This is a genomic window from Petropleomorpha daqingensis (assembly GCF_013408985.1).
GTDB lineage: Bacteria > Actinomycetota > Actinomycetes > Mycobacteriales > Geodermatophilaceae > Petropleomorpha > Petropleomorpha daqingensis.
Window position 1 is genome coordinate 1610214 of sequence record NZ_JACBZT010000001.1, and the last position, 26869, is coordinate 1637082.

Annotated in this window: 23 protein-coding genes; 8 read left to right on the forward strand and 15 right to left on the reverse strand. The window is 73.8% G+C overall.

What is annotated here, in order from left to right:
- Window positions 1–31 precede the first annotated feature (31 nt).
- A complete protein-coding gene (locus GGQ55_RS08055; protein WP_179715921.1) occupies window positions 32–823 on the forward strand; it encodes an exodeoxyribonuclease III in 792 nt (263 codons plus the stop codon).
- A 17-nt stretch (window positions 824–840) separates the two neighbouring features.
- Here GGQ55_RS08055 and GGQ55_RS08060 read toward each other — a convergent pair whose 3' ends face one another.
- Window positions 841–1143 (reverse strand): hypothetical protein, encoded by a 303-nt coding sequence (locus GGQ55_RS08060; protein WP_179715922.1) that lies wholly within the window; start codon window positions 1141–1143, stop codon window positions 841–843.
- A gap of 153 nt (window positions 1144–1296) precedes the next feature.
- Between GGQ55_RS08060 and yaaA the strand changes: the two genes are divergently transcribed.
- Together yaaA and GGQ55_RS08070 are read left to right on the forward strand one after the other, a co-directional pair.
- Window positions 1297–2082: a peroxide stress protein YaaA gene (gene yaaA / locus GGQ55_RS08065; protein ID WP_179715923.1), complete on the forward strand. Its 786-nt coding sequence runs from the start codon at window positions 1297–1299 to the stop codon at window positions 2080–2082.
- Complete coding sequence (locus GGQ55_RS08070; RefSeq protein WP_179715924.1) at window positions 2079–3491, forward strand: amidase; 1413 nt, start codon at window positions 2079–2081, stop codon at window positions 3489–3491. Before yaaA ends, GGQ55_RS08070 begins: the two co-directional genes overlap by 4 nt.
- Window positions 3492–3632: 141 nt before the next feature.
- Here the strand turns inward: GGQ55_RS08070 and GGQ55_RS08075 are convergent, their stop codons facing one another.
- Window positions 3633–8579, reverse strand: coding sequence for an NAD-glutamate dehydrogenase (locus tag GGQ55_RS08075; protein WP_179715925.1), 4947 nt, complete (start codon window positions 8577–8579; stop codon window positions 3633–3635).
- Window positions 8580–8637: 58 nt separating this feature from the next.
- On the reverse strand, window positions 8638–9009 hold the full coding sequence (locus GGQ55_RS08080) for a phage holin family protein (protein ID WP_179715926.1): 372 nt from the start codon (window positions 9007–9009) through the stop codon (window positions 8638–8640).
- A 125-nt stretch (window positions 9010–9134) separates the two neighbouring features.
- Between GGQ55_RS08080 and GGQ55_RS08085 the strand changes: the two genes are divergently transcribed.
- The 5 genes from GGQ55_RS08085 to GGQ55_RS08105 all read left to right on the forward strand — a co-directional run bounded on the left by GGQ55_RS08085 (window position 9135) and on the right by GGQ55_RS08105 (window position 14752).
- Window positions 9135–10154, forward strand: a complete 1020-nt coding sequence (locus GGQ55_RS08085; RefSeq protein ID WP_179715927.1) for a chemotaxis protein CheB — start codon at window positions 9135–9137, stop codon at window positions 10152–10154.
- A gap of 65 nt (window positions 10155–10219) precedes the next feature.
- On the forward strand, window positions 10220–11404 hold the full coding sequence (locus GGQ55_RS08090) for a DUF8462 domain-containing protein (RefSeq protein ID WP_179715928.1): 1185 nt from the start codon (window positions 10220–10222) through the stop codon (window positions 11402–11404).
- Window positions 11405–11472: 68 nt separating this feature from the next.
- Complete coding sequence (locus tag GGQ55_RS08095) at window positions 11473–12357, forward strand: alpha/beta fold hydrolase (protein ID WP_366488992.1); 885 nt, start codon at window positions 11473–11475, stop codon at window positions 12355–12357.
- 143 nt (window positions 12358–12500) lie between these two features.
- Window positions 12501–14195, forward strand: coding sequence for a SpoIIE family protein phosphatase (locus GGQ55_RS08100; protein WP_179715929.1), 1695 nt, complete (start codon window positions 12501–12503; stop codon window positions 14193–14195).
- 107 nt (window positions 14196–14302) lie between these two features.
- The gene (locus GGQ55_RS08105; RefSeq protein WP_436277825.1) at window positions 14303–14752 is read left to right on the forward strand and encodes an ATP-binding protein; all 450 of its coding nucleotides are present in this window, start codon (window positions 14303–14305) and stop codon (window positions 14750–14752) included.
- Window positions 14753–14902: 150 nt separating this feature from the next.
- Here GGQ55_RS08105 and GGQ55_RS08110 read toward each other — a convergent pair whose 3' ends face one another.
- The 12 genes from GGQ55_RS08110 to GGQ55_RS08165 form a co-directional block, all read right to left on the reverse strand.
- Window positions 14903–15385 (reverse strand): hypothetical protein, encoded by a 483-nt coding sequence (locus GGQ55_RS08110; protein ID WP_179715932.1) that lies wholly within the window; start codon window positions 15383–15385, stop codon window positions 14903–14905.
- The gene (locus GGQ55_RS08115) at window positions 15382–15744 is read right to left on the reverse strand and encodes a response regulator (protein WP_179715933.1); all 363 of its coding nucleotides are present in this window, start codon (window positions 15742–15744) and stop codon (window positions 15382–15384) included. The genes GGQ55_RS08110 and GGQ55_RS08115 overlap by 4 nt, the downstream gene beginning before the upstream one ends.
- Before the next feature lie 29 nt (window positions 15745–15773).
- Window positions 15774–16307 carry a chemotaxis protein CheX gene (locus GGQ55_RS08120; RefSeq protein ID WP_179715934.1) on the reverse strand — a complete coding sequence of 178 codons (534 nt, stop codon included), beginning with the start codon at window positions 16305–16307 and terminating at the stop codon, window positions 15774–15776.
- Window positions 16304–16675, reverse strand: coding sequence for a response regulator (locus GGQ55_RS08125; RefSeq protein ID WP_366488995.1), 372 nt, complete (start codon window positions 16673–16675; stop codon window positions 16304–16306). Before GGQ55_RS08125 ends, GGQ55_RS08120 begins: the two co-directional genes overlap by 4 nt.
- A gap of 15 nt (window positions 16676–16690) precedes the next feature.
- Entirely contained in the window at window positions 16691–17518 is an 828-nt protein-coding gene (locus tag GGQ55_RS08130; RefSeq protein WP_179715937.1) for a CheR family methyltransferase, read from the reverse strand.
- Window positions 17515–18639 carry a protein-glutamate methylesterase/protein-glutamine glutaminase gene (locus GGQ55_RS08135; protein ID WP_179715938.1) on the reverse strand — a complete coding sequence of 375 codons (1125 nt, stop codon included), beginning with the start codon at window positions 18637–18639 and terminating at the stop codon, window positions 17515–17517. Before GGQ55_RS08135 ends, GGQ55_RS08130 begins: the two co-directional genes overlap by 4 nt.
- A 129-nt stretch (window positions 18640–18768) precedes the next feature.
- A complete protein-coding gene (locus GGQ55_RS08140) occupies window positions 18769–19203 on the reverse strand; it encodes a hypothetical protein (RefSeq protein ID WP_179715939.1) in 435 nt (144 codons plus the stop codon).
- A gap of 233 nt (window positions 19204–19436) precedes the next feature.
- Window positions 19437–20336: a hypothetical protein gene (locus GGQ55_RS08145; protein WP_179715940.1), complete on the reverse strand. Its 900-nt coding sequence runs from the start codon at window positions 20334–20336 to the stop codon at window positions 19437–19439.
- A gap of 151 nt (window positions 20337–20487) precedes the next feature.
- Window positions 20488–20940: a chemotaxis protein CheW gene (locus GGQ55_RS08150; protein WP_366488996.1), complete on the reverse strand. Its 453-nt coding sequence runs from the start codon at window positions 20938–20940 to the stop codon at window positions 20488–20490.
- Between the two features lie 3 nt (window positions 20941–20943).
- Complete coding sequence (locus GGQ55_RS08155; protein WP_179715942.1) at window positions 20944–23379, reverse strand: chemotaxis protein CheA; 2436 nt, start codon at window positions 23377–23379, stop codon at window positions 20944–20946.
- A gap of 133 nt (window positions 23380–23512) precedes the next feature.
- Window positions 23513–25135 carry a methyl-accepting chemotaxis protein gene (locus tag GGQ55_RS08160; protein ID WP_179715944.1) on the reverse strand — a complete coding sequence of 541 codons (1623 nt, stop codon included), beginning with the start codon at window positions 25133–25135 and terminating at the stop codon, window positions 23513–23515.
- A gap of 79 nt (window positions 25136–25214) precedes the next feature.
- Entirely contained in the window at window positions 25215–26840 is a 1626-nt protein-coding gene (locus GGQ55_RS08165) for a methyl-accepting chemotaxis protein (RefSeq protein WP_179722441.1), read from the reverse strand.
- Window positions 26841–26869: the final 29 nt, after the last annotated feature.

Below are 26869 nucleotides of genomic sequence, written 5' to 3' on the forward strand. Positions count from 1 at the left end.
GACTGTCGGGGAAGGCACATAGGTTGGTCGCGTGCGACTGGCCACCTGGAACGTGAACTCCATCCGCAGCCGGGTCGACCGGGTGGCCGCCTGGTTGCAGCGCCGCGACATCGACGTCCTGGCGCTGCAGGAGACCAAGTGCCGCGACGACCAGTTCCCCGAAGAGCGGTTCACCGAGCTCGGGTACCAGGTGGCGCACGTGGGCTACTCGCAGTGGAACGGCGTGGCGATCGTGTCGCGGGTCGGCCTGGACGACGTCGAGATCGGCTTCCCCGGCCAGCCGTGCTGGGGCGAGGACCCCGACACCGAGGCCCGGGCGCTCGGCGCGACCTGCGGAGGCGTCCGGGTCTGGAGCCTCTACGTGCCGAACGGGCGCACGCTGACCGACCCGCACTACCAGTACAAGCTGCAGTGGCTCGCCGCGTTGAAGGAGACGGCGGCCGGCTGGCTGGCCGCCGATCCGGACGCTCCGGTGGCGCTGGTCGGCGACTGGAACATCGCGCCGGAGAACGACGACGTCTGGGACATGGCCGTGTTCGCGCACTCCACGCACGTCTCACCGCCGGAGCGGGCAGCGTTCCGGGCGATCGTCGACGCGGGGTACGCCGACGTCGTCCGGCCGCTCGCGCCCGGCCCGGGCGTGTACACGTACTGGGACTACACGCAGCTGCGCTTCCCGCGCCGCGAGGGCATGCGGATCGACTTCGTCCTCGGCTCCCCGGCCCTCGCCGGTCGGGTGACCGGCGCGCTCATCGACCGCGAGGAGCGCAAGGGCAAGGGCGCCAGCGACCACGCACCGGTGGCCGTGCAGCTCGCGGACTGAGGCGGGGCCCGCCGACCTCAGACGGGCGGGAAGTGCTGGGTCCGGCTCGGGGGGCCGTCCTCGCCCCAGCGCAGCCAGCCGGACAACCCGGTCCGGGCAGGGCGCTCGTGCGGGGTGCGTGGCTTGTGCTGCCCGCTCTTCGGGGGGTGCAGACCGTCCTCGGTGCGGGAGTGCTCGAGGTAGTGCTGGATGGGCGCGACGTCGGCGATGCGTCCGCGGGCCGCGACGTCGTGGCGGGCCTCGCGCTCGCACGCGAGCTTCTCCTCCAGCGACATCTCGGCCGGCAGGCCATTCTCGGGCCGCTCCGACAACGCTGACATGGCGTCCTCTCCCTTCGCAGGGATGCGCGGTGATCTGCCGCACCCTCGATGGTGCTCCGGTGGCTCGCGACGTGCCAGGACTTCGGTCCTCTTGGCAGGGACTTCGCAGGAACGCCTCAGGCGAGCTCTCCGGGCGACGTAACGTGGCGCCTCGTGCTGGTCCTGCTCCCCCCGTCCGAGACGAAGTCGCCGGGCGGGTCCGGCTCCCCGCTCGACCTCGACTCGCTGTCCTCTCCCGCCCTGTCGCCGGTGCGTGCGCAGCTGGTCGAGGCGCTGGTGGCGCTCTCCGACGACCCGCCGTCGGCCCGGGCCGCGCTCGGGCTCTCCGCGCAGCAGGACGGCGAGATCGCGCGCAACGCGGCGCTGCTGAGCGCGCCCACCGCGCCCGCGCTGGAGCGCTACACCGGCGTCCTCTACGACGCGCTCGACGTCCGGTCGCTGACGAAGGCAGGGCGGGCCCGGGCGGCATCTCGACTGGCGGTGGGCTCGGCGCTGTTCGGGCTGGTGCGCGACGGCGACCGGATCCCGGCCTACCGGCTCTCGGCGGGCTCGCAGCTGCCGGGGCTGCCGACGCTGCGCACGCTGTGGAAGCCGGCGCTGTCGGCGGTGCTGGCGGACATCGACGACCTGGTGGTCGACCTGCGCAGCGGCTCGTACGCCGCGCTGGCGCCGGTGCCCGGGGCGGTGACGGTCACCGTGCTCAGCGAGCGGTCCGACGGCAGCCGCGCCGTCGTCAGCCACTTCAACAAGGCGCACAAGGGGCGGCTGGCGCGGTTCCTCGCGACCACCACGGCCGAGCCCACGGACGTCGGCCGGCTGCGGGCGCTGCTGCGGCGCAACGGCTTTCCGGTGGAGGCCGACGGCTCGGCGCTGACGCTCGTCGTCCCGGCCGACCAGGTGGTCACCACCCGCGCTCAGCGTGGGAACCTCGCAGGGTGAGTCACGACCTCTGCTTCACCCCGGCGACGGAGCTGGCGGCGCTGATCCGCGGCCGGACGGTGTCGGCGCGCGAGGTTCTCGACGCGCACCTGGATCGCATCGAGCGGGTCAACCCCGCGCTGAACGCGATCGTGACCCTCGACGTCGAGGGCGCGCGGGCGGCGGCCGACGCCGCCGACGCGGCGCTCGCGGCGGGGGAGCCGGTCGGCCCGCTGCACGGGCTGCCCGTGGCGCACAAGGACACCCACGCGACCGGGGGCCTGCGGACGACGTGGGGCTCGCCGCTGTTCTCGAACACCGTGCCCGCCCGCGACGAGCTCGTGGTCGCGCGGCTCGGTCGAGCGGGCGCGGTGCGGGTCGGGAAGACGAACGTGCCGGAGTTCGCGGCGGGATCGCACACGTTCAACCCGGTCTTCGGCGTGACGCACAACCCGTACCGGCACGGGCTCTCGGCCGGCGGGTCCAGCGGGGGAGCGGCGGCCGCGCTGGCCGCCGGGCTCGTGCCGGTGGCCGAGGGCTCGGACATGGGCGGTTCGCTGCGCAACCCGGCGGCGTTCTGCAACGTCGTGGGCCTGCGGCCGACACCGGGCCGGGTGCCGTCGTGGCCGGCGCCGCTGGGCTGGTCGACGCTGTCGGTGCAGGGGCCGATGGGGCGCACGGTCGCCGACGTCGCGCTGCAGCTGTCGGTGATCGCGGGGCCGGATCTGCGGGTGCCGATCTCGCTGGAGACGCCGGGCGCCGTCTTCGCCGAGCCGCTGCCCACGTCGCTGGACGGGCTGCGGGTCGCGTGGACGCCGGACCTCGGCGGGCGGGTGAGGGTCGACCCGGCGGTGACCGAGGTGCTCATGGCGCAGCTGGGGGTGTTCCGCGACCTCGGGGCGCGGGTCGACGAGGACTGCCCCGATCTGACCGACGCCGACGAGGTGTTCGGGACGCTGCGGGCGTGGCTGTTCGAGCAGGCGCACCTGGAGAAGTCGCGGCGGACCCCGGAGCTGGTCAAGGAGAGCATCCGCTGGAACGCCGAGATGGGCGCGAAGCTCACCGGCGCCGACGTCGCCCGCGCCGAGGTGGCGCACACGAAGCTGTACGAGCGGATGGTGGCGTTCTTCGAGCGGTACGACGTCCTGCTGGCGCCGACGACGCAGGTGCTGCCGTTCCCGGTCGAGATGGAGTACCCGACCGAGATCGGGGGAGTGCCGCAGGAGAACTACCTGGAGTGGATGCGCTCCTGCACGCTGTTCTCCCCGACCGGCTGCCCGGCGCTCTCGGTGCCGGGCGGGTTCACGCCGGACGGGCTGCCGGTCGGTCTGCAGATCGTCGGGCCGCCGCGCGCCGACCGGCGGGTGCTGGAGGTCGGGCACGCCTTCGAGCAGGCGACCCGCTTCGGCGACCGTCGTCCGCCCCTCTGAGGCCTTCTACGACTCTCTAGCTCTGGGGCTAGACCTCCCGAGACGGACCTAGCGGCGGCCGACCCTCGCGGTGTGGTCGGGAACCGCGCGGCATGACGCGAGGGCGGCGACGACACCGCGAGGGTGAAGCCGCCGCCCCCGTCAGCGGTGGCGGAGGCCGCGCAGGGTCCGGACGGCGACCAGCAGCTCGGCGAGCTCCTGGCGGTCCCCGGTCGCGATGTCGGTGAGCTGGCCGGCGGCCCGGCGCTGCGCGATGTCCCACGCCGACGCCCACGCCTCGACCAGGGCCCCCGCGTCGGCCTTGTCCTTGGACCGCAGCCCCAGGACGTCGGCGGTCAGCGCGGCCTGCTCGGCGGCCAGGTCGTCGCGCAGCGAGGCCCGGGCCATCGAGTTCCACCGGCGGTCACGGGGCAGGGCGATGATCTGCTCGCGCAGCGGCACGAGGCCCAGCCGGTCGGCCAGCCGCTGCATGACCTGCCCGGCCAGCGCGATCGGGGCGCCGGTCTCCTCGGCCACGATCGCCAGGTCCAGCGCCGAGGGCAGCAGGGGAGCGGCGGCGACCTCGGTGGCCAGCGACCCCGGGACGCCGGTCGACTCCAGCCGCGCGGCCCGGTCGGCGTAGGCCTGCGCCTCCCCGCCGAGCAGCCAGGACGGCAGCCCGGCCCGCACCTCGGCCACCGCGGGGGTGAACCGGCCGACCACGTCGGCGAGCGGGGCGGGGTGCTCGCTGGTCAGCGCGGGCAGCCGCAGCAGCCACCGGGTCGCCCGCTCGGCCAGCCGCGTCGCCTCGGTGCGCAGCTCGACCTGGGCGGTCGCCGGCACCTGGTTGTCCAGCGGCCGGACGGCGTTCCACAGCCGGTCGACCTCGAAGACGGCGAGCGCCACGGCGTGCGCGCGGGTCACCGCGGCCAGCGGCACCCCGGTCTCCTCGGACAGGCGGAACAGCCCGGTGACCCCGGCGATGTTCACCGCCCGGTTGATCAGCGCGGTCGCCACGATCTCCCGCCGCAGCGGGTGCGCGGAGATCGCGTCGGGGAAGCGGTCCCGCAACGCCGCCGGGAAGTAGCAGACGAGCAGGTCCTCCAGCGACGGGTCGTCGGGCAGCGTCGAGTGCAGGACGGCGTCGTCGGTCTCGAGCTTGGCGTAGGCGAGCAGCACCGACAGCTCCGGGCTGGTCAGCGCCTGCCCGTCCCTCCGCCGCTCGGCCAGCCCGCGCTCGTCGGGCAGCGCCTCGACGCTGCGCACCAGCCGGCCGCTGCGCTCCAGGTGCCGGATGAACCGCTCGTGCGCGTCGAGCAGCGACCGGGCCGAGGTGGTCTCGGTCGCCAGGGCCGCGTTCTGCGCGTGGTTGTCGGTGAGGACGGCGGCCGCCACCTCGTCGGTCATCGTCCCGAGCAGCTTCGCCCGGGCAGCGGCGGACAGCAAACCGGCGTCGACCGGCCGGTTCAGCGCGATCTTGATGTTCACCTCGTGGTCGGAGGTGTCCACGCCGGCGGAGTTGTCGATCGCGTCGGTGTTGACCCGCCCGCCGGCCAGCGCGAACTCCACGCGGCCGCGCTGGGTCAGCCCCAGGTTGCCGCCCTCGCCGACCACGCGGACCCGCAGCTGCTCGCCGTCCACCCGGACCGCGTCGTTGGCCTTGTCCCCCACCTCGAGATCGCTCTCGTCGCGCGCCTTGACGTAGGTGCCGATCCCACCGTTGAACAGCAGGTCGGCCGGCGCGAGCAGGATCGCCCGGATCAGCTCGGTCGGCGCCAGCGCCTCGACGTCGTCGGCCAGCCCGAGCGCCACCCGCGTCTGCGGCGAGACCGGCACCGACTTCGCCGTCCGCGGCCAGACCCCGCCGCCCTCGCTGATCAGCGACGCGTCGTAGTCGGCCCACGACGAGCGCGGCAGGTCGAACAGCCGGCGGCGCTCGACGAACGACCTCGCCGCGTCGGGGGAGGGGTCGACGAACACGTGCCGGTGGTCGAACGCCCCGACCAGCCGGATGTGCTCCGACAGCAGCATCCCGTTGCCGAAGACGTCGCCGGACATGTCGCCGATGCCGACGACGGTGAAGTCCTCCGCCTGCACGTCGACACCGAGCTCGCGGAAGTGCCGGGTCACCGACTCCCACGCGCCGCGGGCGGTGATGCCCATGGCCTTGTGGTCGTAGCCGACCGACCCGCCGGAGGCGAACGCGTCGCCGAGCCAGAAGCCGCTGTCGAGCGCCACCTGGTTGGCGATGTCGGAGAAGGTCGCCGTCCCCTTGTCGGCGGCGACGACGAGGTAGGTGTCGTCGCCGTCGTGCCGGACGACGCGCTCGGGCGGCACGACCTTGCCGTCGACCAGGTTGTCGGTGAGCGCCAGCAGCGCCCCGATGAACAGCTTGTAGCAGGCGATGCCCTCTGCCTGGACGGCGTCGCGGCCGGCTCCGTCCGGCGGCGGCTGCTTGACCACGAAGCCGCCCTTGGCGCCGGTCGGCACGATGACGGTGTTCTTCACCATCTGCGCCTTGACCAGGCCCAGCACCTCGGTGCGCAGGTCCTCCCGGCGGTCCGACCAGCGCAGCCCGCCGCGCGCCACCGCGCCGAAGCGCAGGTGGATGCCCATGACCCGCGGGGAGCTGACCCAGACCTCGCGCTTGGGCCGCGGCTCGGGCAGGTCGGGCACCGAGGCGGGGTCGAGCTTGAGCGCCAGCGGGCCACCGGCGTAGTACGTCGTCCGCTGGGTGGCGCGGACCGCGGCCAGCAGCGCGGACAGCAGCCGGTCGGCGTCCAGCGACTCGACCGCGCCGATCGCGGTGTGCAGCGACTCGACCAGGTCCTTCTGCCGGGCCTCGCGCCCGGCGTCCCGGCCGGGGGAGAAGCGGGTCTCGAACAGCGCCACGAGCCGGCCCACGATCTCCGGGTGCGCGGCCAGCGTCGCCTCGACGTAGTCCTGCCCGAACGGCAGCCCGGTCTGCCGCAGCCACTGCACGTACGCGCGGACGACGGTCACCTGCCGCCAGTTCAGCCCGGCCAGCAGCACCAGCGCGCCCAGGCCGTCGTCCTCGGCGTCCCCGCGCCAGACCGCACCCATGGCCTCGGTGAACCGCTCGGGCAGCGAGCGCAGCAGCGGCAGGTCCTCGACCGTGGTGGTCAGCCCGAAGTCGTAGATCCAGGCCAGCGGCGCGCCGATCCGGTCGATCTCGTACGGCCGCTCGTCGACCACGTCGACGCCCATGTGCTGCAGCACCGGTAGGACGTCGGAGAGCAGCAGCCGCTGGCCGACGCGGTAGATGGTCAGCCGGCGCTCCGACGGGGCGGCGTCCGGAGGAGTCCACAGCCGCAGCGCCATCCCGCCGGCGTCCAGGCCCTCGAGCTGCTCGAGGTCGGCGACGGCGCGGGTGGCCGGGAAGTCCTCCTGGTAGGCGGCCGGGAACGCGTCGGCGACCCGGGCCAGCAGCCGCTCGGCCTCGGCCGGCGGGTGCACCGCGTGCAGCGCCGCGGCCAGCTCGTCGGTCCAGCTGAGCGCCACGGCGGCCAGCTCGGCCTGCAGCGCCTCGCCGTCGACCTTGGGCCCCTTCGGCGATCCGCGCCGGCCCACCGGCAGGCGGACGACGAAGTGCACCCGGGCCAGCACCGACTCGGTCGACCAGGCGGTGTACTCGATCGCGGTGCCGCCGAGCCGCTCGAGCAGCAGCTGCTGCATGCGGGTGCGGACCTCGGTGGTGTACCGGTCCCGCGGCAGGTAGACCAGCGCCGACCAGAACCGGCCGGCCGGGTCGCGGCGCAGGAACAGCCGCGTCTGCCGGCGCTCCTGTAGGTGCAGCACGGCCATGGCGACCGGCAACAGCTCATCGGTCCCGATCTGCAGCAGCTCGTCGCGCGGGTAGGTCTCCAGGACGTCGAGCAGCGCCTTGCCGGTGTGGCTGTCGGCCGGCACGCCGGAGCGGGCGATCACCTCGGCGACGCGGCGGCGCACGAGCGGGACGTCGAGCACGCTCGTGGTGTAGGCGGCGGTGGGGAACAGCCCGACCAGCCGGTGCTGCTTGACGCCCGCCTCGGCCGGCAGCCGCACACCGACCAGGTCCAGCCAGGCGCGCCGGTGCACCGTGGAGCGGGCGTCGGCCTTGGTCACCACGAGCAGCGAGTGGCCCGGCGTCCGCGTCGCCTCGGGGGTGCCCAGGACGGCGGCGGTCATGTCGGTGTCGCTGCGGAGCACGCCGAGCCCGGTGCCGGGGACGGCGCGCGAGGCGGTCTTGCCCCGCGAGGGCACCAGCTCGACGTCGCGCGCGCCGAGGAAGACGAAGTTGCCGTCGGCCAGCCAGCGCAGCAGCGCGGCGGCCTCGGCGGGGTCGTCGGCCGGGTCGTCGGAGGTCGGCTGCTCGGCGCTGTCGGCCAGCTTCTCCAGCCGGTCGGCCAGCTCCAGGGCCCGGGTGCGCATCCGCGCGGCGTCCTCGTCGACCGCGCGCACGTCGGCGAGCACCGAGCGCAGGCCGACGACGAGGTCGTGGGCCGCCTCGTCGTCCAAGGGCCCGTCGAGGACGACGGCCATCCACGACTCGGGCAGGGCGTCGTCACCGCACCCGTCCGGGGAGGGGCTGTCGCAGAACGCCCGGATCCGGCCGGTCACGTCCCGCCGCACCACGACCACCGGGTGGACGACGTGCTGCAGGGAGATGCCCTGCCGGACGACCTCGGCGGTGACCGAGTCGACCAGGAACGGCATGTCGTCGGTGACGATGCGGACGATCCCGCGCCCGTCGTCCAGCCGCTGCACGTCGACGGTCGCCGCGCCCTGCGGCCGGACCTCGGCGAGCCTCAGGTGCCCGAGCGCCAGGCCGGCGAGCTCGGCCGGATCGTGCCCGATGACCTCGGCGGCCGGTTCGCTCCAGTAGTAGCGCTGCAGCAGCGCGGGGACGTCGGAGGGGCCGCAGCCGGCGGGCAAGCGGGTGCGCTCCCCGACGGCGGTCTCGGCGGCGCGGTCGAGCAGCTCACGCTTCTCGGTGCGCTCGGCCTCCAGTGCGGCGAGCTCGGTCGGAGCCGCCGGGGGTGGGGGGACCTCGTCGTCCCCCGCTGCGCGTCCCGGGGTCTCCGGGACGACGCCGGTCGTCGTGGCCATGAAAACCCACGCTATCCCTGACCGTGGCGCCCGTCACGGCGACGCGGCGGGGGAAGGGTCAGCGCTCGAGGACCTGGTCGGCGACCCAGCCGACGACGGCGAGGATGAGCCCGCCGAGGACCGCGGTGAGGAATCCGTCGACCGACAGCCGGTCGGTGAGCGCGGCCGTGAGGCCGAGCAGCGCGGCGTTGATGACCAGCAGGAACAGCCCGAGGGTGAGCACGACGAACGGCAGCGACAGCAGCCGCAGGATCGGCCCGACGATGGCGTTGACGACGCCGAAGATCAGCCCGATCCAGAGGTAGGTGCCGAACTCGCCCAGGACCCCGTTCGGGTTCGGATCGACCGAGAGCCCCTTCGGGATGTGGAAGTAGGCCATCCCGTAGAAGGCCGCGGCCAGGATGACCACCTTCACCACGAACTTGATCACGGCGGTCACGCTAGCGGGACGACCACGCAGGACACAGCATCTGACGACGTCTACGCCTCTCTAGCGTCGTCGCGAGAGAGGCGTAGACCCACCTCGATGCGTCGTGCGCCGCGACCAGGAGGAGGATGAGGGGCGGCCGAGACGTGGCCGCCACCGGTCCGGGGGAGGCGAGTCCGCTGACCGATCGGCTCGTGGTGGTGGGAGCGTCCGCCGGCGGCCTGGAGGCCCTGCAGCAGCTCGTCGCGGGGCTGCCGGCGGATCTGCCGGCCGCGGTGCTGGTCGCCGTCCACCTCCAGCCGAGCTCCGACAGCGCCCTCCCGAAGGTGCTCGCCCGTGCCGGGGCCCTCCCGGCTGCCCATCCGCGCACCGGCGAGGCGCTGCGACCGGGCAGCATCGTCGTCGCCCCGCCGGACCAGCACCTCCTGGTCCACGACTCGAAGGTGCGGCTGTCCCGTGGGCCGCGGGAGAACCGGCAGCGGCCGGCGATCGACGCCCTGTTCCGCAGCGCGGCTGCGGCGTACGGGCCGGGGGTCGTCGCGGTGGTCCTCTCCGGCGCGCTGGACGACGGAGCGGTGGGCGCCGCGGCGGTCGCGGCCCAGGACGGCGTCGTCCTGGTCCAGGATCCCGACGAGGCCCGGGTGACCGGGATGCCGCGGGCCGCGCTCGCCGCCGTGCGGCGGGCGCGGGCGCTCCCGGCAGCAGCGCTGGGCCCCGCCGTGGCCGACCTCGTGCGCCGTCCGGTGGCGGAGCGCGGGGGAGTCGGTGCGCAGCAGGAAGGAAGAGTGGTCATGGAGCAACCGCCCACCGCGACGAGCGAGCTCGGCACCCCCGCGGCGCTCGGCTGCCCCGAGTGCCAGGGCGGGATGTTCGAGTCGGCACCGGACGGCGCAGTCATCTACACCTGCCACGTCGGGCACGCCTGGTCGGCGCAGACCCTGCTGGACGCGGAGCGGCAGAGCGTGGAGGGCGCGATCTACAACGCCGCGTCCAAACTGCTGGAGATGGCCGCGGTGCACCGGCGGCTGGCTCAGCACGCCGAGCGCGGCGACGGCGACCCAGGGGAGCACCTCCGGGCAGCCGAGGCGGCCGAGGAGCGCTCGCGGCGGATCCAGGAGCTCGCCACCGAGGATCCCGGCCCGGACTGACGACACGCTCGGGCGTTCTACGGATGTCTACGGCGCTCGCTAGACGGCCCCATACGGTGCTCGACGTGGACCCCGTACGGAACCCCTACGCCCCGGGCGCGGGACAGCGCCCGCCCGAGCTCGCCGGCCGGGACACCGAGCTGTCGGCGTTCGACGTCGTGCTGCAGCGGATCGCCCACGGGCGGCCGGAACGCTCCCTGGTGCTCACCGGGCTGCGCGGGGTCGGCAAGACCGTGCTGCTCAACCAGCTGCGCTCGGCGGCGATCGGCAGCGGGTGGGGGACCGGCAAGATCGAGGCGCGGCCGGACCAGTCGCTGCGCCGGCCGGTCTCCTCCGCGCTGCACATGGCGCTGCGTGAGCTGCGGCACCCCGACCAGGAGTCGATGGACGCCGTCCTGGGGGTGGTGAAGGCGTTCGCGCTGCGGCAGGAGCCGGACGCCAAGATGCGCGACCGCTGGCAGCCGGGCATCGACGTGCCGCCGGCGATGGGCCGCGCCGACTCCGGGGACATGGAGATCGACCTGGTCGAGCTGCTCAGCGACGCGGCGGGGCTGGCCGCCGACGTGGGCAAGGGCATCGCGCTGTTCATCGACGAGATGCAGGACGTGCAGCCCGACGACGTCTCGGCGATCTGCGCGGCCTGCCACGAGCTGTCCCAGCAGGGCGCGCCGCTGATCGTCGTGGGCGCGGGCCTGCCGCACCTGCCGGCGGTGCTGTCGGCGTCGAAGAGCTACTCCGAGCGGCTGTTCCGCTACCTGCGCATCGACCGGCTCGACCGGCCGGCCGCCGACCTGGCGCTGATCGCGCCGGCCGAGCGGGAGGAGGTGACCTTCGAGCCGGCCGCGCTCGACGCCCTGTACGCCGCCGCCGACGGCTACCCGTACTTCGTGCAGGCCTACGGCAAGGTCACCTGGGACGTCGCGGCCGCCTCACCGATCACCGCGGACGACGTCGCGATGGCCGCGCCGGTGGCCGAGACGGAGCTGGCGGTCGGCTTCTTCGGCTCCCGCTACGACCGCGCGACCCCGGCCGAGCGCGAGTACATGCACGCGATGGCGGAGCTCGGCGGACCGCAGGGGAGCGCCGTCGCGACGTCGGAGGTCGCCGTCTCGCTGGGCCGCAAGCCGGCGTCGCTGTCCCCCGCGCGCGACTCGCTGATCAAGAAGGGCCTCGTCTACTCCGCCGAGCGCGGCCAGATCGCGTTCACCGTCCCCCACTTCGGCCGCTACCTCCTCTCCCACCCGGACTGAACCGCGGTTTCGCGCGCCTAACCGCGCGCGGTTAGGTGCGCGAAACCGCCCCGGACCAGACTGGGCCGGTGCGGGATGCCGAGCAGACGATGGTTCCGGTCACGGGCGGCGAGCTGTCGGTCCTGCACTGGCGAGCGGACTCCCCCGGCGCGCCGCTGGTCGTGCTCCTGCACGGCATCACGTCGAACGCGCTGGTGTGGGCGCGGATCGCCGGCGAGCTGGCCGGGGAGTTCGAGGTGGTGGCCCCGGACCTGCGCGGTCGGGCCGGCTCGGCCGGGCTCCCGGGTCCGTACGGCCTGGCCGCGCACGCCGACGACGTCGCCACCCTGCTCGGCCGCTTCGGCGACGCCGTCGTCGTCGGGCACTCGATGGGCGCCTTCGTCGCCACGCTGGCCGCGTCCGCGGCGACGCGCTACCGGGTTCGGGGGCTCGTGCTCGTCGACGGCGGGCTGCCCTTCCCCCGCCAACCGGGTGAGGACGTCGACGCGATGCTCACCGCCCTGCTCGGGAGCACGCTGGACCGGCTGGCGACGACGTTCCCCGATCTCGCCGCCGTCCGGGCGTTCTGGGCCGGGCACCCGACCGTCGGCCCGTGGGTGGACGTCCCCTCGGTGGCCGCCTTCCTGGCGCGCGACCTGACCGGTGACCCACCGGCGCTGCGCAGCGCCGTGGTCCCCGCGGCGGTGCGCGCCGACGGGGCCGACCTGCTCGCCGAGGAGCGGGTGCTCCAGGTGGCCCGCGAGCTGCCGGTGCCGGCCACGCTGCTCTGGGCGCCCCGGGGGATGAGCGACCAGCCGCCCGGGCTCTACGACGAGCCGCGCCTGGCCGGGTTCGGCGCCGAGCAGGCGGGGATCACCGGGCGCAGCGTGCCCGACACCAACCACGACTCGATCGTGTGGGCGCCGCAGGGCGTGGCGGCGATCGCCGGGGCCGTGCGGGCGACGGTGGCGTGACCGGATCGTGAACGACGGCGCACCGGGCCTCCTTGGCAGTGCCGGTGACCGCGGCCACAATCACGGTGTCCGCCCTTCCGCCGCGCGGCAGGGCGCGCTCCAACAGCGGGGCCGCGACGGGGGCCCGACGTTGGGGGGTCGAGGTGACCGAGCAGCCACCTCCGGCCGAGCGACCCCGGCGCGTCCCGCTCCGCGTGGTCGTCGACGCCGGCGGTGAGCTCGACCCCGACGACCTCGCCGGCGTGCTCGAGGCGATGCCGGCGGCGTTCTTCCTCCTCGACCGGCAATGGCGCTTCCGCTACGTGAACGCGGAGATGGACCGGCTGCTGCACCTGCCCCGCGAGGAGCTGCTCGGCCGCTCGATCTGGGACGTCTACCCGCGCATGGTCGGCAGCCGGTTCGAGGCCGCGTACCGCGACGCGGTGGCGTCCGGGCAGTCGATCACGTTCGAGGCGCAGTACTCCGGAGAGCTGCCCGGCTGGTACGAGGTGCGCGCGTGGCCCCGACCCGACGGCCTGGCGGTGTACTTCTTCGACATCACCGCCCGGCACACCGCCGAGGAGACGGCGCGCCGGGCCACCGCCCGGCTGGACCTGCTGTCTCGGGTCAACGCGGAGCTCTCCGGCGCCCTCGACAGCGTCTCGGCGCTCGGCCGGCTGGCCCGCATCGTCGTCCCGACGCTGACCGACGCGTGCATCGTCACGGTGGTCGACCGCGACGGCCGCGCCCGGGACGTCGGCTCCTGGCACGCCGACCCGGGCAAGCGCGGGCTGCTGGCCCGCTACGCCGACATCCGCCTGGAGACGCTGCCGCCGACCTCGCCGGTCGCGCTCGCGCTCACCGCGGGCACGCCGGTCACCGAGCCGGTGGCCGACGTCCTGGCGCTCATGCGCCCTGGCCCGGCGCGCGATCTGCTCGAGCAGCTCGGGCCCGAGCGGGCCGCCGTCCTCCCGCTGCCCGCGGCCGACCGCACCGTCGGCGTCCTCACGCTCTACCACGACGCCGGGCGGGTGGTCGGGCCCCAGGACGTCGAGACCGCCCGGGAGGTCGCCGCCCAGGCCGGCCGGGCCGTCGACCGGGTGCACCGGCAGAGCCAGCAGGCCAAGCTCGCCGAGGCGCTGCAGCGCAGCCTGCTGACCGAGCCTCCGGGCATCCCGCACGCGGAGGTCGTCGTCCGGTACGTCCCGGCCGCGGAGGCCGCGCGGGTGGGCGGTGACTGGTACGACGCCTTCCTGCAGCAGGACGGGACGCCGGTGCTCGTGATCGGCGACGTCGTCGGCCACGACACCGCCGCGGCGGCGATGATGGGCCAGCTGCGCGGGCTGCTGCGCGGTGTCGCCCACCACAGCGGCGACGGGCCGGCCGCGGTCCTGCGCGGGCTGGACGAGGCGATCGCCTCGATGCACACCGGCGCGCTCGCCACGGCCGCCGTCGCGCGGTTCGAGGGTCTCGCGGGGGACGACGGCGTCCTGATGCGCTGGGCGAACGCCGGCCACCCGCCACCGTTCCTGCTCACGCCCGACCGGCAGGTGGCGGTGCTCGGCGGGCGGTTCGGGGACCTCATGCTCGGCGTCGACCCCACCGCGGACCGCGTCGAGTCGACGCTCGACGTCGTCCCGGGCAGCGTCGTCCTGCTCTACACCGACGGGCTCATCGAGCGGCGCGGCAGCACCCTGGACGACGGGCTCGACCGGCTGCGCGGGTGCCTGGAAGAGCTGGCCGGCCGGCCGCTGGGCGAGCTCTGCGACCAGGTGCTCGACCGCATGCTGCAGGGCACTCCGGAGGACGACGTCGCGCTCGTCGCGCTGCTGGTCAGGCCGGACCCGCAACCCCGCTGAACGTGAGATTTCCCTCTGTCCGAGATCCGGGGTTCGGCAGGAGCGGAACTGGGCACCCTATCCGACGTCCGAGACGGCGGACGACACGCGGAGGAGGCATGGCAGTCATGACCTGGCCATTACGGCCGTTGCCGGATGGTCGCGGGGAGGTCTGGCGGTGGCACCTCGACGGGATAGCGGAACTCCCGTCGGCCCGCTCCGTCTTGCGGAGCAGGCTGGACGACGTCGGATTTCCCCCGGAGCAGGACGATCCCGCTGCTGAGCAGCTCATCCTCGCCTTCGACGAGCTCGCCTCCAACGCGCTGCGCCACGGAGAGTCCCCGGTGGTGGCGACGGTCGTCGCCGGCAGCGGTGGCTGGCTGCTCGACGTGAGCGACCGCGCGGCCGGCGTCATGCCGGCCCCAGCGGTCGACCGCGACCCGGCGCAGGGGGGCCTGGGGCTGCACCTGGTGGCCCGGCTCTCGGTGGCGCACGGGTGGTACGTCGACGGCAGCTGCAAGCACGTGTGGGCCTGCCTGCCGAGCGAGCAGAAGGATCGCAGCCCAGCGCTGGTCTGAGAACGCGACGACCCCCGCTGCCCGAGGGCAACGGGGGTCGCGTGTCGCTGCGAGGGGAGGCCCGGAGGGTCTCCCGAGCAGCGACGGGTGGGGCTCAACGCGGCAGGGGTACGTCTCGTGGCCGCGGTGTCGGCCGGTAGGCCGACGATGTCACGGCAGCACGAGCGAGAGCCCGCCCTTGCCGTAGCCGGGGACCTCGATGGCGAGGTCGATCCGGTTGAAGTTGGCCAGCATGCCGGCCACGTCACCGGGCAGGTCCTCGCCCGGCGCGTAGAGCTTGTGCAGCTTCGAGTGCGGGGCACCGGGGACGTTCAACATCGCGGAGAGCACGTTGACGACCTCGTGCAGCGCCTCGACCAGCAGGCTGGTGAGCTCGCCGTCCTCCTCGACCGCGTCCTGGCAGCCGCCGGGGGGCAGCAGGGCCAGGGCGCCGGCCGTGTAGGCGGAGGCCGCGAGGTCCATCACGCACAGGGCGTTGATGGCCATGCCGGGGTCGACGTAGACCGCGACCGACACCGGGCTCTTCTCGGTCGGGGTGACCGGCGGACCCGGGTTGACCGCGACCGGCTTGCCGACCAGGCCCGAGAGCATGTCCTTGACGTCCTTGGCGGCGGGCAGCACGACCGTGGTCATGCGATCACCCCGTCCAGGTGCTCCTTGAACGTGTCCTCGTTGAACGGCTTGGCGATGAGGAAGATGGCACCGGCGTTGGCCGCCTTCTCCCGCATCTCGGGCGAGCCCTCCGAGGTGACGAAGCCGAACGGCACGTCCGAGCCCGAGGAGCGCAGCGCCTGCAGGCACTCGATGCCGGTCATGTTGGGCATGTTCCAGTCGGACAGGACCAGGTCCGGCTTCTCCGAGCCGACCTTGGCCAGCGCGTCGGCGCCGTCCTCGGCCTCGACGATCTCGTGGTCGTCGTAACCGGCCTGGCGGAGCGTGCGGATGACGATCTGCCGCATCACGCGGCTGTCGTCAGCGACGAGGATCTTCACAGGGACACCTACTTCCGTGATGCGGGGGATCAGTGATGGGCCACCGGCAGGGGCGGGAGTGCACCCTGCACGGAGATCGAGACCGGCTGGCCACGCCACAGGACGTCGATGCGGACGACGTCGGCGGGGTTCCGGACGGCCGGCGGGTTGCCGACCTCGGGGAGGCTGAGCGCGGAGGGGCCGGGGAGAGCGGCCTTGACGTTGCCGCCGACCACGTTGGCGATCTCGCCGAACGCGTCCGCGACGTCCTCGTGCTCGAGCAGGTCGGGGGCGTAGTCGCCGAGCAGCGCGCGGGTGAGCTCGGCGGCCGTCTGGGCGCCGGTGGTGAGCACCACGCTGCCGGTCCACGGGCCGACGACGTCGACCCAGCTGGACAGCGGGTCGGCCGGCAGGTCACCGGGCAGCGGGACGAGCACCTCGTCCTCGCCGACCAGGGCGATCCACGCCTCCTCGGCGATGGCCTGGACGGTGGCCTCGTCGATCAGCGCGGAGATGACCGGTCGGGTGTCGCCGGCGCGACGGCGCTCCCCCGTGTCGGACCCGGTCGTCGGGAAGGCGGTCACAGCAGGGCCTCCTCGGGCAGCAGGCCGAGCAGCGCCAGCTTGTCGCGGATCGCGTCGGCCGTGAACGGCTTGATCACGTACTCGTGGGCACCGGCCGCCAGAGCGCGCACGATCTGCGTGTGCTCGCTCTCGGAGGTGACCATCATGATCGTCACGCTCCGCAGGGCGGGGTTGGCGCGGACGGCGGAGACGAACTGCAGCCCGTCCATCACCGGCATGTTCCAGTCCACGGTGCACAGGTCGGGGATCCAGCCCTCGTCGAGGACGTCGAGCCCCTCCCGGCCGTGGCCGGCGTCGCGGACCTCGTACCCGAGGCCCTCCAGGATCTGCGAGACGATCCGGCGCATGGCGCGGGAGTCGTCGATCACCAGAGCACGCACTTCTCAGGCCCCCTTCAGCGGGCGGTAGGCGGAGCTGCGGCCGATGACGACCCGCTCCCATGAGTCGTCGACGCCGAGAGTCGTCTCCGCGGCGCCCAGGAACAGCCACCCGTCGGGGCGCATGACCGCACGCACCCGCCGGAGGATCGCCTGCTTGGTGCTCAGGTCGAAGTAGATGAGGACGTTGCGCAGGTAGACCACGTCGAACGGGCCCATCGGCGGCAACGCCGGCGCGGCGAGGTTGCACTCGCTGGCGGTCACCATGCGCTTGAGCGCCGGAGCGACCTCCCACTCGTTGCCCGCGCGGGTGAAGTGGCGCACCAGCATCGGCGCCGGCAGGCCGCGGTTGACCTCGAGCTGGGTGAACCGCCCGGCCCGGGTCCGCTCGACCATCTCGCGGGAGAGGTCCGTGGCGGTGATGGCGACCCGCGTCGCCGCGCTCGGCAGCGCGTCCTCGAGCAGCATCGCGATCGTGTACGGCTCCTGGCCGCTCGAGCACGCCGCCGACCAGATCTTCAGCGGCTCGTTCGGCCCGCGGGCCGCGACCAGCGACGGCAGCACGGTCGAGGTCAGGGCGGTGAACGGGTCGCCGTCCCGGAACCAGGACGTCTCGTTCGTGGTCAGCGCCTCGACGATCCGCCGGGTGGAGTCGGGGTCGGGCCGGCTGCGGACGGCGTCGACGAGCTTGCCGACGTCGGCCAGGCCCATGGACCGGGCGATCGGCAGCAGCCGCGCCTCGACCAGGTACTCCTTGCCCGGCTGGAGAACGATCGCGCTCTCCCGGTGCACGAGCTGGCGCACCCAGTCGAAGTTGGTGGTGGCGAGGGTCATCGGAGTCCTCCAGCGGTGGCAGGAACGGCGGTGACGGGTGCAACGCCGGACAGGTGACGGTGGATCGCCTCGGCGACGCGATCGAGGGGGAGGACCTCGTCGGCGAGGCCGGCCTGGGTGACGGCGCCCGGCATGCCCCAGACGACCGAGGTCTGCTGGTCCTGGACCAGCACGGTGCCGCCCGCCTCGCGGATGGCACCGGCGCCGTTGCGGCCGTCGGAGCCCATGCCGGTGAGCACGAGACCGAGCACGGCGCCGTCGTAGGCGGCGACGGCCGAGCGGAACAGCGGGTCCACCGCGGGGCGGCAGAAGTTCTCCGGCGGGTCCTGGGTCAGGGCGGTCTGCAGTCCCCGGGCGGTCCGGCGGACGACGAGGTGCCGGTCGCCGGGGGCGAGGTGCACGGTGCCCGGCTGCAGCGGGGTCCCGTCGACCGCCTCCACCACGCGCAGCGCGCAGAGCCGGTCGAGACGCTGGGCGAACTGGCGGGTGAAGACCGGCGGCATGTGCTGCACGAGCAGGATCGGCACGGGCAGGGACGCCGGCAGGGCCGGCAGCACCCGGGCGAGCGCCTCGGGGCCGCCGGTCGAGGAGCCGATCACGAGGACGGCGGGCTTGCGGGCCGGCGCCGTCCGCGGGGCCGGGGCGCGGGGCGGGAGGGCGGCCGGCGCGGGCGCGCGGTGCCCGGCGGGGGTGGCCGGGCGACCGGTCAGCGCCTTGATCTTCGGGATGAGCTGCTGGCGCACGCTCTCCATGGACTGGGCGACGCTGCCGACGTTGGCCGGCTTGGTCACGTAGTCGTTCGCGCCCGCCGACAGCGCGTCGAGGGTGGCCGAGGCGCCGCGCTCGGTCAGCGTGCTGAACATGATGATCGGCACGCGGCTGCGCCCGGATCCGCCCTGACCGGCGCGGATCGCCCGGACCGCCTCGATGCCGTTCATCTCCGGCATCTCGATGTCCATCGTGACGAGGTCGGGCTTGAGCTGCTCGAGCTTGCTGACCGCGACCTTGCCGTTCACGGCGGTCCCGACGACCTCGATGGCCGGGTCCTCGGACAGCACGTCGGTGACGATCTTCCGGACGACGACCGAGTCGTCGACCACCATCACCTTGATCCGGTCCACGCGTGTTCCTCCTGCTTTCTGCCGGGCGCCCGCCCAGCAGGCTGTCGATACGTCATCGGCATTTCCGGCCCGCTCTTGAGCGGGTTGCCGAGATTGCTGTCCGGTCCCGTCCGGAAAGGACGGAAATGATCAATAGCGGAACGAACCGACCAGCACGTTCAGCTCCAGCGCCATTCGGGCGAGCTGCTCGTCGACGCCGGCGATCGGTTCGGGCCGCAGCCGCCGATGGCGACCGCGGGGCGCGGCCCGGCCTCCCGGCCGAGGTGCCGGACGGCGCCCGTGCCGGTGCGCGCTGCTGCGCCGGCCGACCGGCCGGACGCGGTGCCGGGACCGCCGGGTCGCGGCCGGCTCGCTCGTCGCGAGCAGCACCAGCGGGCTCGTCTGCTTCGAGACGCTCGTGCTCAGCTCGGGGGTCGCACCGGGCGCCGCAGCCGTGCCGGCGGCAACGGCACCGGTCGTCCCGTGGTCGCGAGGCGGCTGCCCCGGCCCGACGACTCCGACGGCGAGCAGCAGAGCGCACACCGCGACGAACGCGAGGAGAAGTGCGCGGCGTGCAAGAGCCATGGTGGTGTGTCCATCCGGTCCTGAGCCCTCTCGCCACGGCTGCGAACGGTGGGGCTACTGGTTCGTGTGGGACCAGAGTGAACTGGACGGAGGAGCTCCCGGGCGGCGCGAAACGCCGCGCCCGGCACAATTTTTTTCGCCGTGTCGCGCCATTCTTTGAATTGTCGGAATGTCGACACGGAAACGGCGTCGACCGAATTGTCGACTTGGCGGCCGCGGTCGGCCGCCGACCCTCAGGAGGCGGGGCGGACGCGCAGCCAGGGGGCGCGCAGGACCTCGAGCGACGCCTCGTCCAGCAGGTCGGCCATCACGACCGCCTGCACGCAGCCGGCCACGGCGTTCCAGACGCCGTGCGCACCGTCGCGGGCGTCGAAGCCGCCGTCGAGGAACGCCCGGACGGCGTGCAGCTGCGCGGCGGCGAGCGTGCGCGTGCGCCCGGAGACGTGCGCGGCCCAGCAGGCGTCGTGCATCGCCGAGGCCCACGGCCGGTGCTCGGCGCGGCCGTCGTCCGTGGCCGCCCGCCAGCGACCGCGACCGGCGCCGTCCTGGGCGGCGATCGAGGAGAGGAGCTCGGCGAGCTCGTCGGTGGTGGCGCCGAGGTCGGGCAGCCCGCCCCACGCGACCGCGGCGCGGTGGTAGGCGGCGGTGAGCTCGCGGTGCACCAGCGGGGGCAGCACCTCGGCCGCCCAGAAGCCGATGGCGGCGTCGGCGAGGACGTCGGCGGCCTCGGCCCGGACGTCCTCGTCCACGAGTGCCGCCTGGCCGTGCTCGGGGCCCAGCACGTCCTCGCGCAGCAGCCGCTCGAGGGTGGGGGCGTTGCCGATCATCCCGCGCTCGAGCTGGGTGACCAGGACGGCGGTGCGGTCCTCGCCGTTCGCGGCCGCGGCGCGCTCGGGGACCCCGCTGACGTGCGGGACCCCGGAGGCCAGCTCGCGGGCCCGGCGGGAGCGGACGGCCAGCACGCCGCGCTGCTCCGCCGTCGCCTCCCGGCCGGGGTGGGCGGCGGCGAGCCGGTCGAGGGTGGTCGTGTCCGCGTTCAGGCCGGTGAGCAGCACCTCGGCGACGGCACGACCGGCGGGCAGGCGCACCAGGTCGAATCCGAGCGTCGCGGCACTGACCAGCGAATAGGGCACGACGACGCCTCCTGCGCTCCCGGGAAGTGGGTTCGCACAGCTTGACGGCAGTCGGCCGGAAACGCCACGCGGCCGTCACCCGATAGCCGGAGATCCGGTGGGGAACGGCCGCGTGTCCGGCTGCTTCTGGTAAGGAGCCGGTCACTCAAGGTTATGCAGAGACGGCCTTCTGGACGTCCAGCGCCAGCAGCAGCTGACCGGACAGCTTGTAAGCGCCCCGGATCAGCTCGCGGGCCTTGCCGTCCAAGGTGTCCGGCGGCGTCTCGAAGTCGGTGGCGTCGACGTCCACCACGTCGGCGATCGAGTCGACCAGCAGGCTGACGGCCTCGCCGTGCAGCCGGACGACGATGACGACGGCGTCGGTGCCCTCGGGCCGGGGCTTGCGGCCCAGCCGCTCGCGCAGCTCGATCGCGGTCACGACCTGGCCACGCAGGTTGATCAGGCCGGCCACGGCGGTCGGCGCGAGCGGCACCCGGGTGAGCTTCTGGCTGCGCAGCACCTCCTGCACGTGCTCGACCTCGACGCCGTACAGGTCGCCGTCCAGCCAGAAGGTGGCCAGCTGGCCGCCGGTGGCGGGGGCCTTCAGATCGGCGGTTGCGGACACGGGTCAGACCTCCAGCAGGGGAGCCGCGACGGCGTCGGTCGTCGGCAGGGCGTTGAGGGGGACGTCGTAGAAGGCCGGGTCGGCGGCCAGGATCGCGGCCCGGACGTCGAGCAGCTCGGTCACCTTGTCGCCGAGGACGGCGGAGCCGAGCAGGCCCATGTCGTCGATGTCGCTGCGCACGGCCGTCTCGCCGTCCACGATGTCGAGGATCTCCTCCACGACGATGGCCACGCTGCGGCCGTGGTCGGAGTAGACGATGACCTCGAGCACCTCGCGGTCGGTCTCGCCGTAGGCGCCCAGGTGCCGGTCGAGCCGGACCATGGGCAGGATCGCGCCGCGGTACTGCACGACCTCGCGGTTGCCGACCCGCTCGACGGCCTCGGTGCGCACCTGCTCGAGGCGGGTGACCGTGTCGAGCGGGATCGCCACGCGGCGACCGCCACCGATCGCGGCCAGCAGCATCCGCTGGCGGTCGCGGTCGCTGGAGGCGAGGGCAGCCGCGGCGGCCTCCCGCGACTCCTGGCGCTCGGTGGTCTCGGTGCGCAGCGCGCGCCGGGAGAGCGCCTGGACGTCGAGGATCAGCGCGATCGCGCCGTCGCCGAGCACCGTGGCGCCGGAGTACAGCCCGATCGACTTCAGCTGGCCGCCGAGCGCCTTGACCACGATCTCCTCGGTGTTGAGGACGCGGTCGACGACCAGGCCGAAACGCCGGCCCTCCGAACGCAGCACGGCGATGACGAGGTGCCCGTCGTGCCGGTCGCTGGGCAGGTCGAGGACGTCGGTGAGCCGGACCAGCGGGAGCAGCTCGCCGCGCAGGCGGTAGACCGGCGCGCCGCCGACCTCCTCGACCGCGGTCGCGGCCTTCTCGGCGTCGAGGGCCACCAGCTCCTGGAGGCTGATCTGCGGGATGGCGTAGCGGTCACCGGAGCACTCGACGGTCAGCGCCGGGACGATCGCCAGCGTCAGCGGGATCCGCAGCCGCATGACCGTGCCCTCGCCGGGCTGCGACTCGACCTCGATGGTGCCGCCGATGGACTCGATGTTGGTCTTGACCACGTCCATGCCGACACCGCGGCCGGAGACGTTGGTGACCGCCGCGGCCGTGGAGAAGCCGGGCAGGAAGATCAGCTGCAGGAGGTCCTGCGGGCCCATCCGGTTGAGCGCGTCGGCGGAGATGAGGCCGCGCTCGACGGCCTTGGCGCCGATCTTGGCCGAGTCGATGCCGGCGCCGTCGTCGGCGACCTCCACGACGACCTGCCCGCTCTCGTGCCGGGCGCGGAGGGTGAGCACGCCCTCGGCGGGCTTGCCCTTGGCCTTGCGGACGTCGGAGGCCTCGATGCCGTGGTCGACGGAGTTGCGGACCAGGTGGGTCAGCGGGTCCTTGACCGCCTCGAGGAGGGTCTTGTCGAGCTCGGTGTCCCGGCCCTCCATCTCCAGGCGGATGGTCTTCTTCAGCTGCAGGCCGAGGTCGCGGACGACGCGCGGCAGCTTCGACCAGATGTGGTCGATCGGCTGCATGCGCGTCTTCATGACGCCCTCCTGCAGCTCGCTGGCGATGAGGTTGAGCCGCTGGGAGGCGCGCAGCAGATCGGTGTCGTTCGTCCGGCCGACGTACTGGACGATCTGGTTGCGGGTGAGGACCAGCTCACCGACGAGCAGCATCAGCTCGTCGAGCAGGTCGACGTCCACGCGGATGGTGCTGTCGGCGACGCCGCGGCGGGCCTCCTGCTGGGGGTGCTCCTCGTCGTCGGCGGCCGGGCGCGGCTGGGGCACGGTGGCCTCGGGCAGCGGCGTCTCGACGGCCGGCGCGAGCGGGGACCCGGTCACAGGGACCTCCGGCGCGACGTCCTCGACGTCGGCGATCGGCGCGGCGGCCGGCGCCTTCGTCGCCGCGGCGCGGGCGGGCGCGGCCTTCTTGGCGGGCGCGGCCTTCCTCGCGGGGGCGGCCTTCGCGGCCGGGGCCTTGGCGGCCGTGCTCTTCGCGGCGGTCTTGCGGACGCGGGTCGCGGCCGGCTTCGCGGCGGGCTCGGCGGCCGGCGCCTCGGCGGCAGCGCCGTCCTCCATCGCGCCGGTGATGGCCGCGACGACGGCGGACACGTCGACCGTCCCCTCGCCACCGGTGGACTCGATCGAGGTGAGCAGCGAGCGCACGGTGTCGACCATCTGCAGCAGCACGCTGGTGCGCGTGGGCGTCAGGGCGAGCTCGCCGTCCCGCAGCCGGGAGAGCATGTTCTCGCCGACGTGGGTGACCTCTTCGAGCCGGTTGAACGCCAGGAAGCCGCTCGTGCCCTTGATCGTGTGGATCGTGCGGAAGATGCTGGACAGCCGCTCGCGCGAGTTCGGCTCCTGCTCCAGGGCGACGAGGTCCGTGTCCAGCTGGTCGAGGTTCTCATGACTCTCGACCAAGAACTCCTCGACGATGTCGTCCAGACCGTCCACTGTTGCTCTCTTCTCTCATGCCGCCGGCAGGCGGGCAGCGTGCTCCGGGTCTGTTATCGGCGGAGTCGGCGGCGACGTGACGCGAACCGCCGGGCTTTCCGGCCGGGCGGGTCTCGCCCGCCCGGCCGGGCCGTCAGTAGGTGAAGGTCGCGACCGTCGTCCGCAGGTCGGCGGCCATGCGGGACAGCTCGTCGACGGCGGTGCGCGTCTGGGTGAGCGCCTGCGTGGTCGACTCGGCCGCGGTGGAGACGCCGGTGATGTTGCCGGCGATCTCCGTGGTGCCCCCGGCCGCCTCGGTGACCGACCGCGACATCTCGTTCGTGGTGGCCGTCTGCTCCTCGACCGCCGAGGCGATCGTGGTCTGGCGGTCGGAGATCTGGGCGACGATGGCGCTGATCTCCTCGATCGCCGTCACCGCGGCGCCGGTGTCGGCCTGAATGGCCTCGACGCGGCGGGCGATGTCCTCGGTGGCCTTGGCCGTCTCCTGCGCCAGCTCCTTGACCTCGTTGGCCACGACGGCGAAGCCCTTCCCGGCCTCCCCGGCCCGCGCGGCCTCGATCGTCGCGTTCAGCGCCAGCAGGTTCGTCTGCTCCGCGATGCTCGTGATCACCTTCACCACGTTGCCGATCTCGGCCGAGGAGTCCCCGAGCTTCGCCACCGTCGCGGTCGTGGTCTCGGCGGCGCTGACCGCGCGGGCCGCCACCTCCGACGCCTCGGCCGCGTTCGACGCGATCTCCCGGATCGAGGCGCCCATCTGCTCGGCACCCGCGGCCACGGTCTGCACGTTCCGGCTGACCTCCTCCGCTGCAGCCGACACGACGCCGGACTGCGCGCTGGTCTCCTCCGCCGACGCGGAGATCTGCGCGGACGACGCCGACAGCTCCTCGGAGGAGGCGGCGACGGCGTCGGCCGAGCCGGCGACCGAGGCCATCAGGCCGCGCAGGTTGGCGATGGCCGTGTCGAGCGCCGCACCCATCCGGCCGAGCTCGTCCCGGGTGGTCAGGCCGGCGGTGCGGGTCAGGTCGCCGTCGGCGAGGGCCTCGGCGACGTCATGGACCCGCCCGACGCCTCGCGCCAGGGCCCGGGCGACGAGGAAGCCGATCAGCAGGCCGAGCGCGGCGCCGACGACCAGGACGACGATCACCAGCGTCCGCTGCGAGACGAAGTCCTCGTGGGCCTGCGTGGCGGCGGCCTGGGCGGACGTGTCCTCGCCGGCGGCCAGCTTGCCGAGCAGGTCCTCCACCTGCTGGGCGATCGGGCTGACCTGCGCCTTGTTGACGGCGTAGAAGCCGGCGTAGTCGTTGGCCACGCCGAGGGGACCCAGGACGGTCGTGGCCTTGTCCACGTACTCGTCGAACGCCGTGACGGCCTGGTCCAGCAGCGCCCGCTGCGCCGCGGTCGGCCCGGCGGCGAGATAGGCGTCGGCCGCGTCGTGGAAGGCGGCCTTCGCGTCGGCGATGCCGTCGAGGACCTTCGCCGCGTCGGCCGGGTCGGGCGTGATGACGACGTCCCGGATGTCCTTCCGGACCGTGTAGACGCTGACGATCATCTCGTCGGCCGCCTTGGTACCGGCGAGGTTGCCGGAGTACAGCTCCTGCGTCCGGCCGGCGGCGGTGCTCAGGGCGGACAGCCCCAGGACGCCGATGGCCACGGCGACGACCACCGCGACGGCGACCGCCGTCAGGACCTTGGTGCGGACACCTCGGTCGCCCCAGAGGGCGGAACGGGCCGACCGGCCGGTCTCGTGCTGAGTCATGCTCTGTCTCCTGTGGGGGATGCGTGATGAGGGCGCGCGCCACCCGCGGTCCCCGTTGACCGCGGTCGGCGTCGGGTGATCAGTAGGTGAAGCTGCCGACGGTGGTGCGCAGCTCGGCGGCCATGCGGGAGAGGTCGTCGACGGCCACGCGCGTCTGGGTCAGCGCCTGGGTCGTCGACTCGGCCGCACCGGAGACCCCGGTGATGTTGCGGGCGATCTCGGTGGTGCCCCCGGCGGCCTCGGTGACCGAGCGGGACATCTCCTGGGTCGTGGCGGTCTGCTCCTCCACCGCGCTGGCGATGGTGGTCTGCCGGTCGGCGATCTGCCCGACGATGGTCGAGATCTCCTCGATGGCCGAGACGGCAGCACCGGTGTCGCCCTGGATCGCCTGCACCCGGCGGGCGATGTCCTCCGTCGCCTTGGCCGTCTCCTGGGCCAGCTCCTTGACTTCGTTCGCGACGACGGCGAAGCCCTTGCCGGCCTCGCCGGCGCGGGCCGCCTCGATCGTGGCGTTGAGCGCCAGCAGGTTCGTCTGCTCGGCGATCGAGGTGATCACCTTGACGACGGCGCCGATCTCGGCGGACGACTCACCGAGCTTGTTGACGGTGGCCGTCGTGGTCTCCGCAGCGGTCACCGCGCGGGAGGCGACCTCGGAGGCCTCGGCGGCGTTGGCGGCGATCTCCCGGATGCTCGCGCCCATCTGCTCGGCACCGGCCGCCACGGTCTGCACGCTCTGCGAGACCTCCTCGGCCGCCGACGACACCACGCCGGACTGGGTCGAGGTCTCCTCCGCCGAGGCCGCGATCTGCGCCGACGACGCCGACAGCTCCTCCGACGACGCCGCCACGGCGTCCGCCGAGGTCGCCAGGGTGGCGACCAGGCCGCGCAGGTTGCCGACGGCGGTGTCCAGGGCCTGCCCCATCCGGCCCAGCTCGTCGCGGTCGGTGACCCCGCTGACCTTTGTCAGGTCGCCGCTCGCCAGCGCCTCGGCGACGGTCTGCACGCGGCGGCTGGTCCGGGCCAGCTTGGCGGCGACGAGCCAGCCCAACCCGAGGGACAGCAGCACGCCGGCCACCATCACCGAGATCGAGATCGCCCGCTGCGTCGTGTAGTCGGCCTCGATGGCGGCCGCCGCCTGGGCGGCCGCCTTCTCCTCGCTGTCGCGCAGCTCGTCGATGTCGGCGGTGAGGGTCTTCAGGATCGGCGCGCCCTGGGCATCGTTGGTCGCGATCCAGCCGTCGACGTCGCCGGACCGGGCCAGCGGCGCCAGGACGTTCTTCTGGAAGGCCACGTACTGGTCCATCGCGTCGACGACCTCGTCGACGCAGTCCTTCTGCGCCGTGGTCATCTCACCCGCGGTGTACGTGGCGACCGCGGCGTCGAACTCCGTCCGGAGCCCGTCGACGTCGGCCAGGTTGGCCTCGACGTCCTGCAGGTCCGAGGCGAGCACGGTGTCGCGGGTGTTGACCCGCATGTCGCTGAGCAGCGTGTCCATCTCCGTCGCCGAGACCGCACCGATGAGGTTGCTCTCGTAGAGGGCCTGCGCGGAGACGGCGGCGTCGTCGAGCGAGACGAGTCCCATGAAGCCGATCACGCCGGCGACGGCCGCCGAGACGGTGACGGTGGCGAGCACCTTGGTCTTGACCGACCGGTCGCCCCAGAGGGCTCGCGACGGCCTCGCTGTTCCGGTCCCGGCGTCGATCATCGATTCGGACAAGGCGCTTCTCCTCGGAC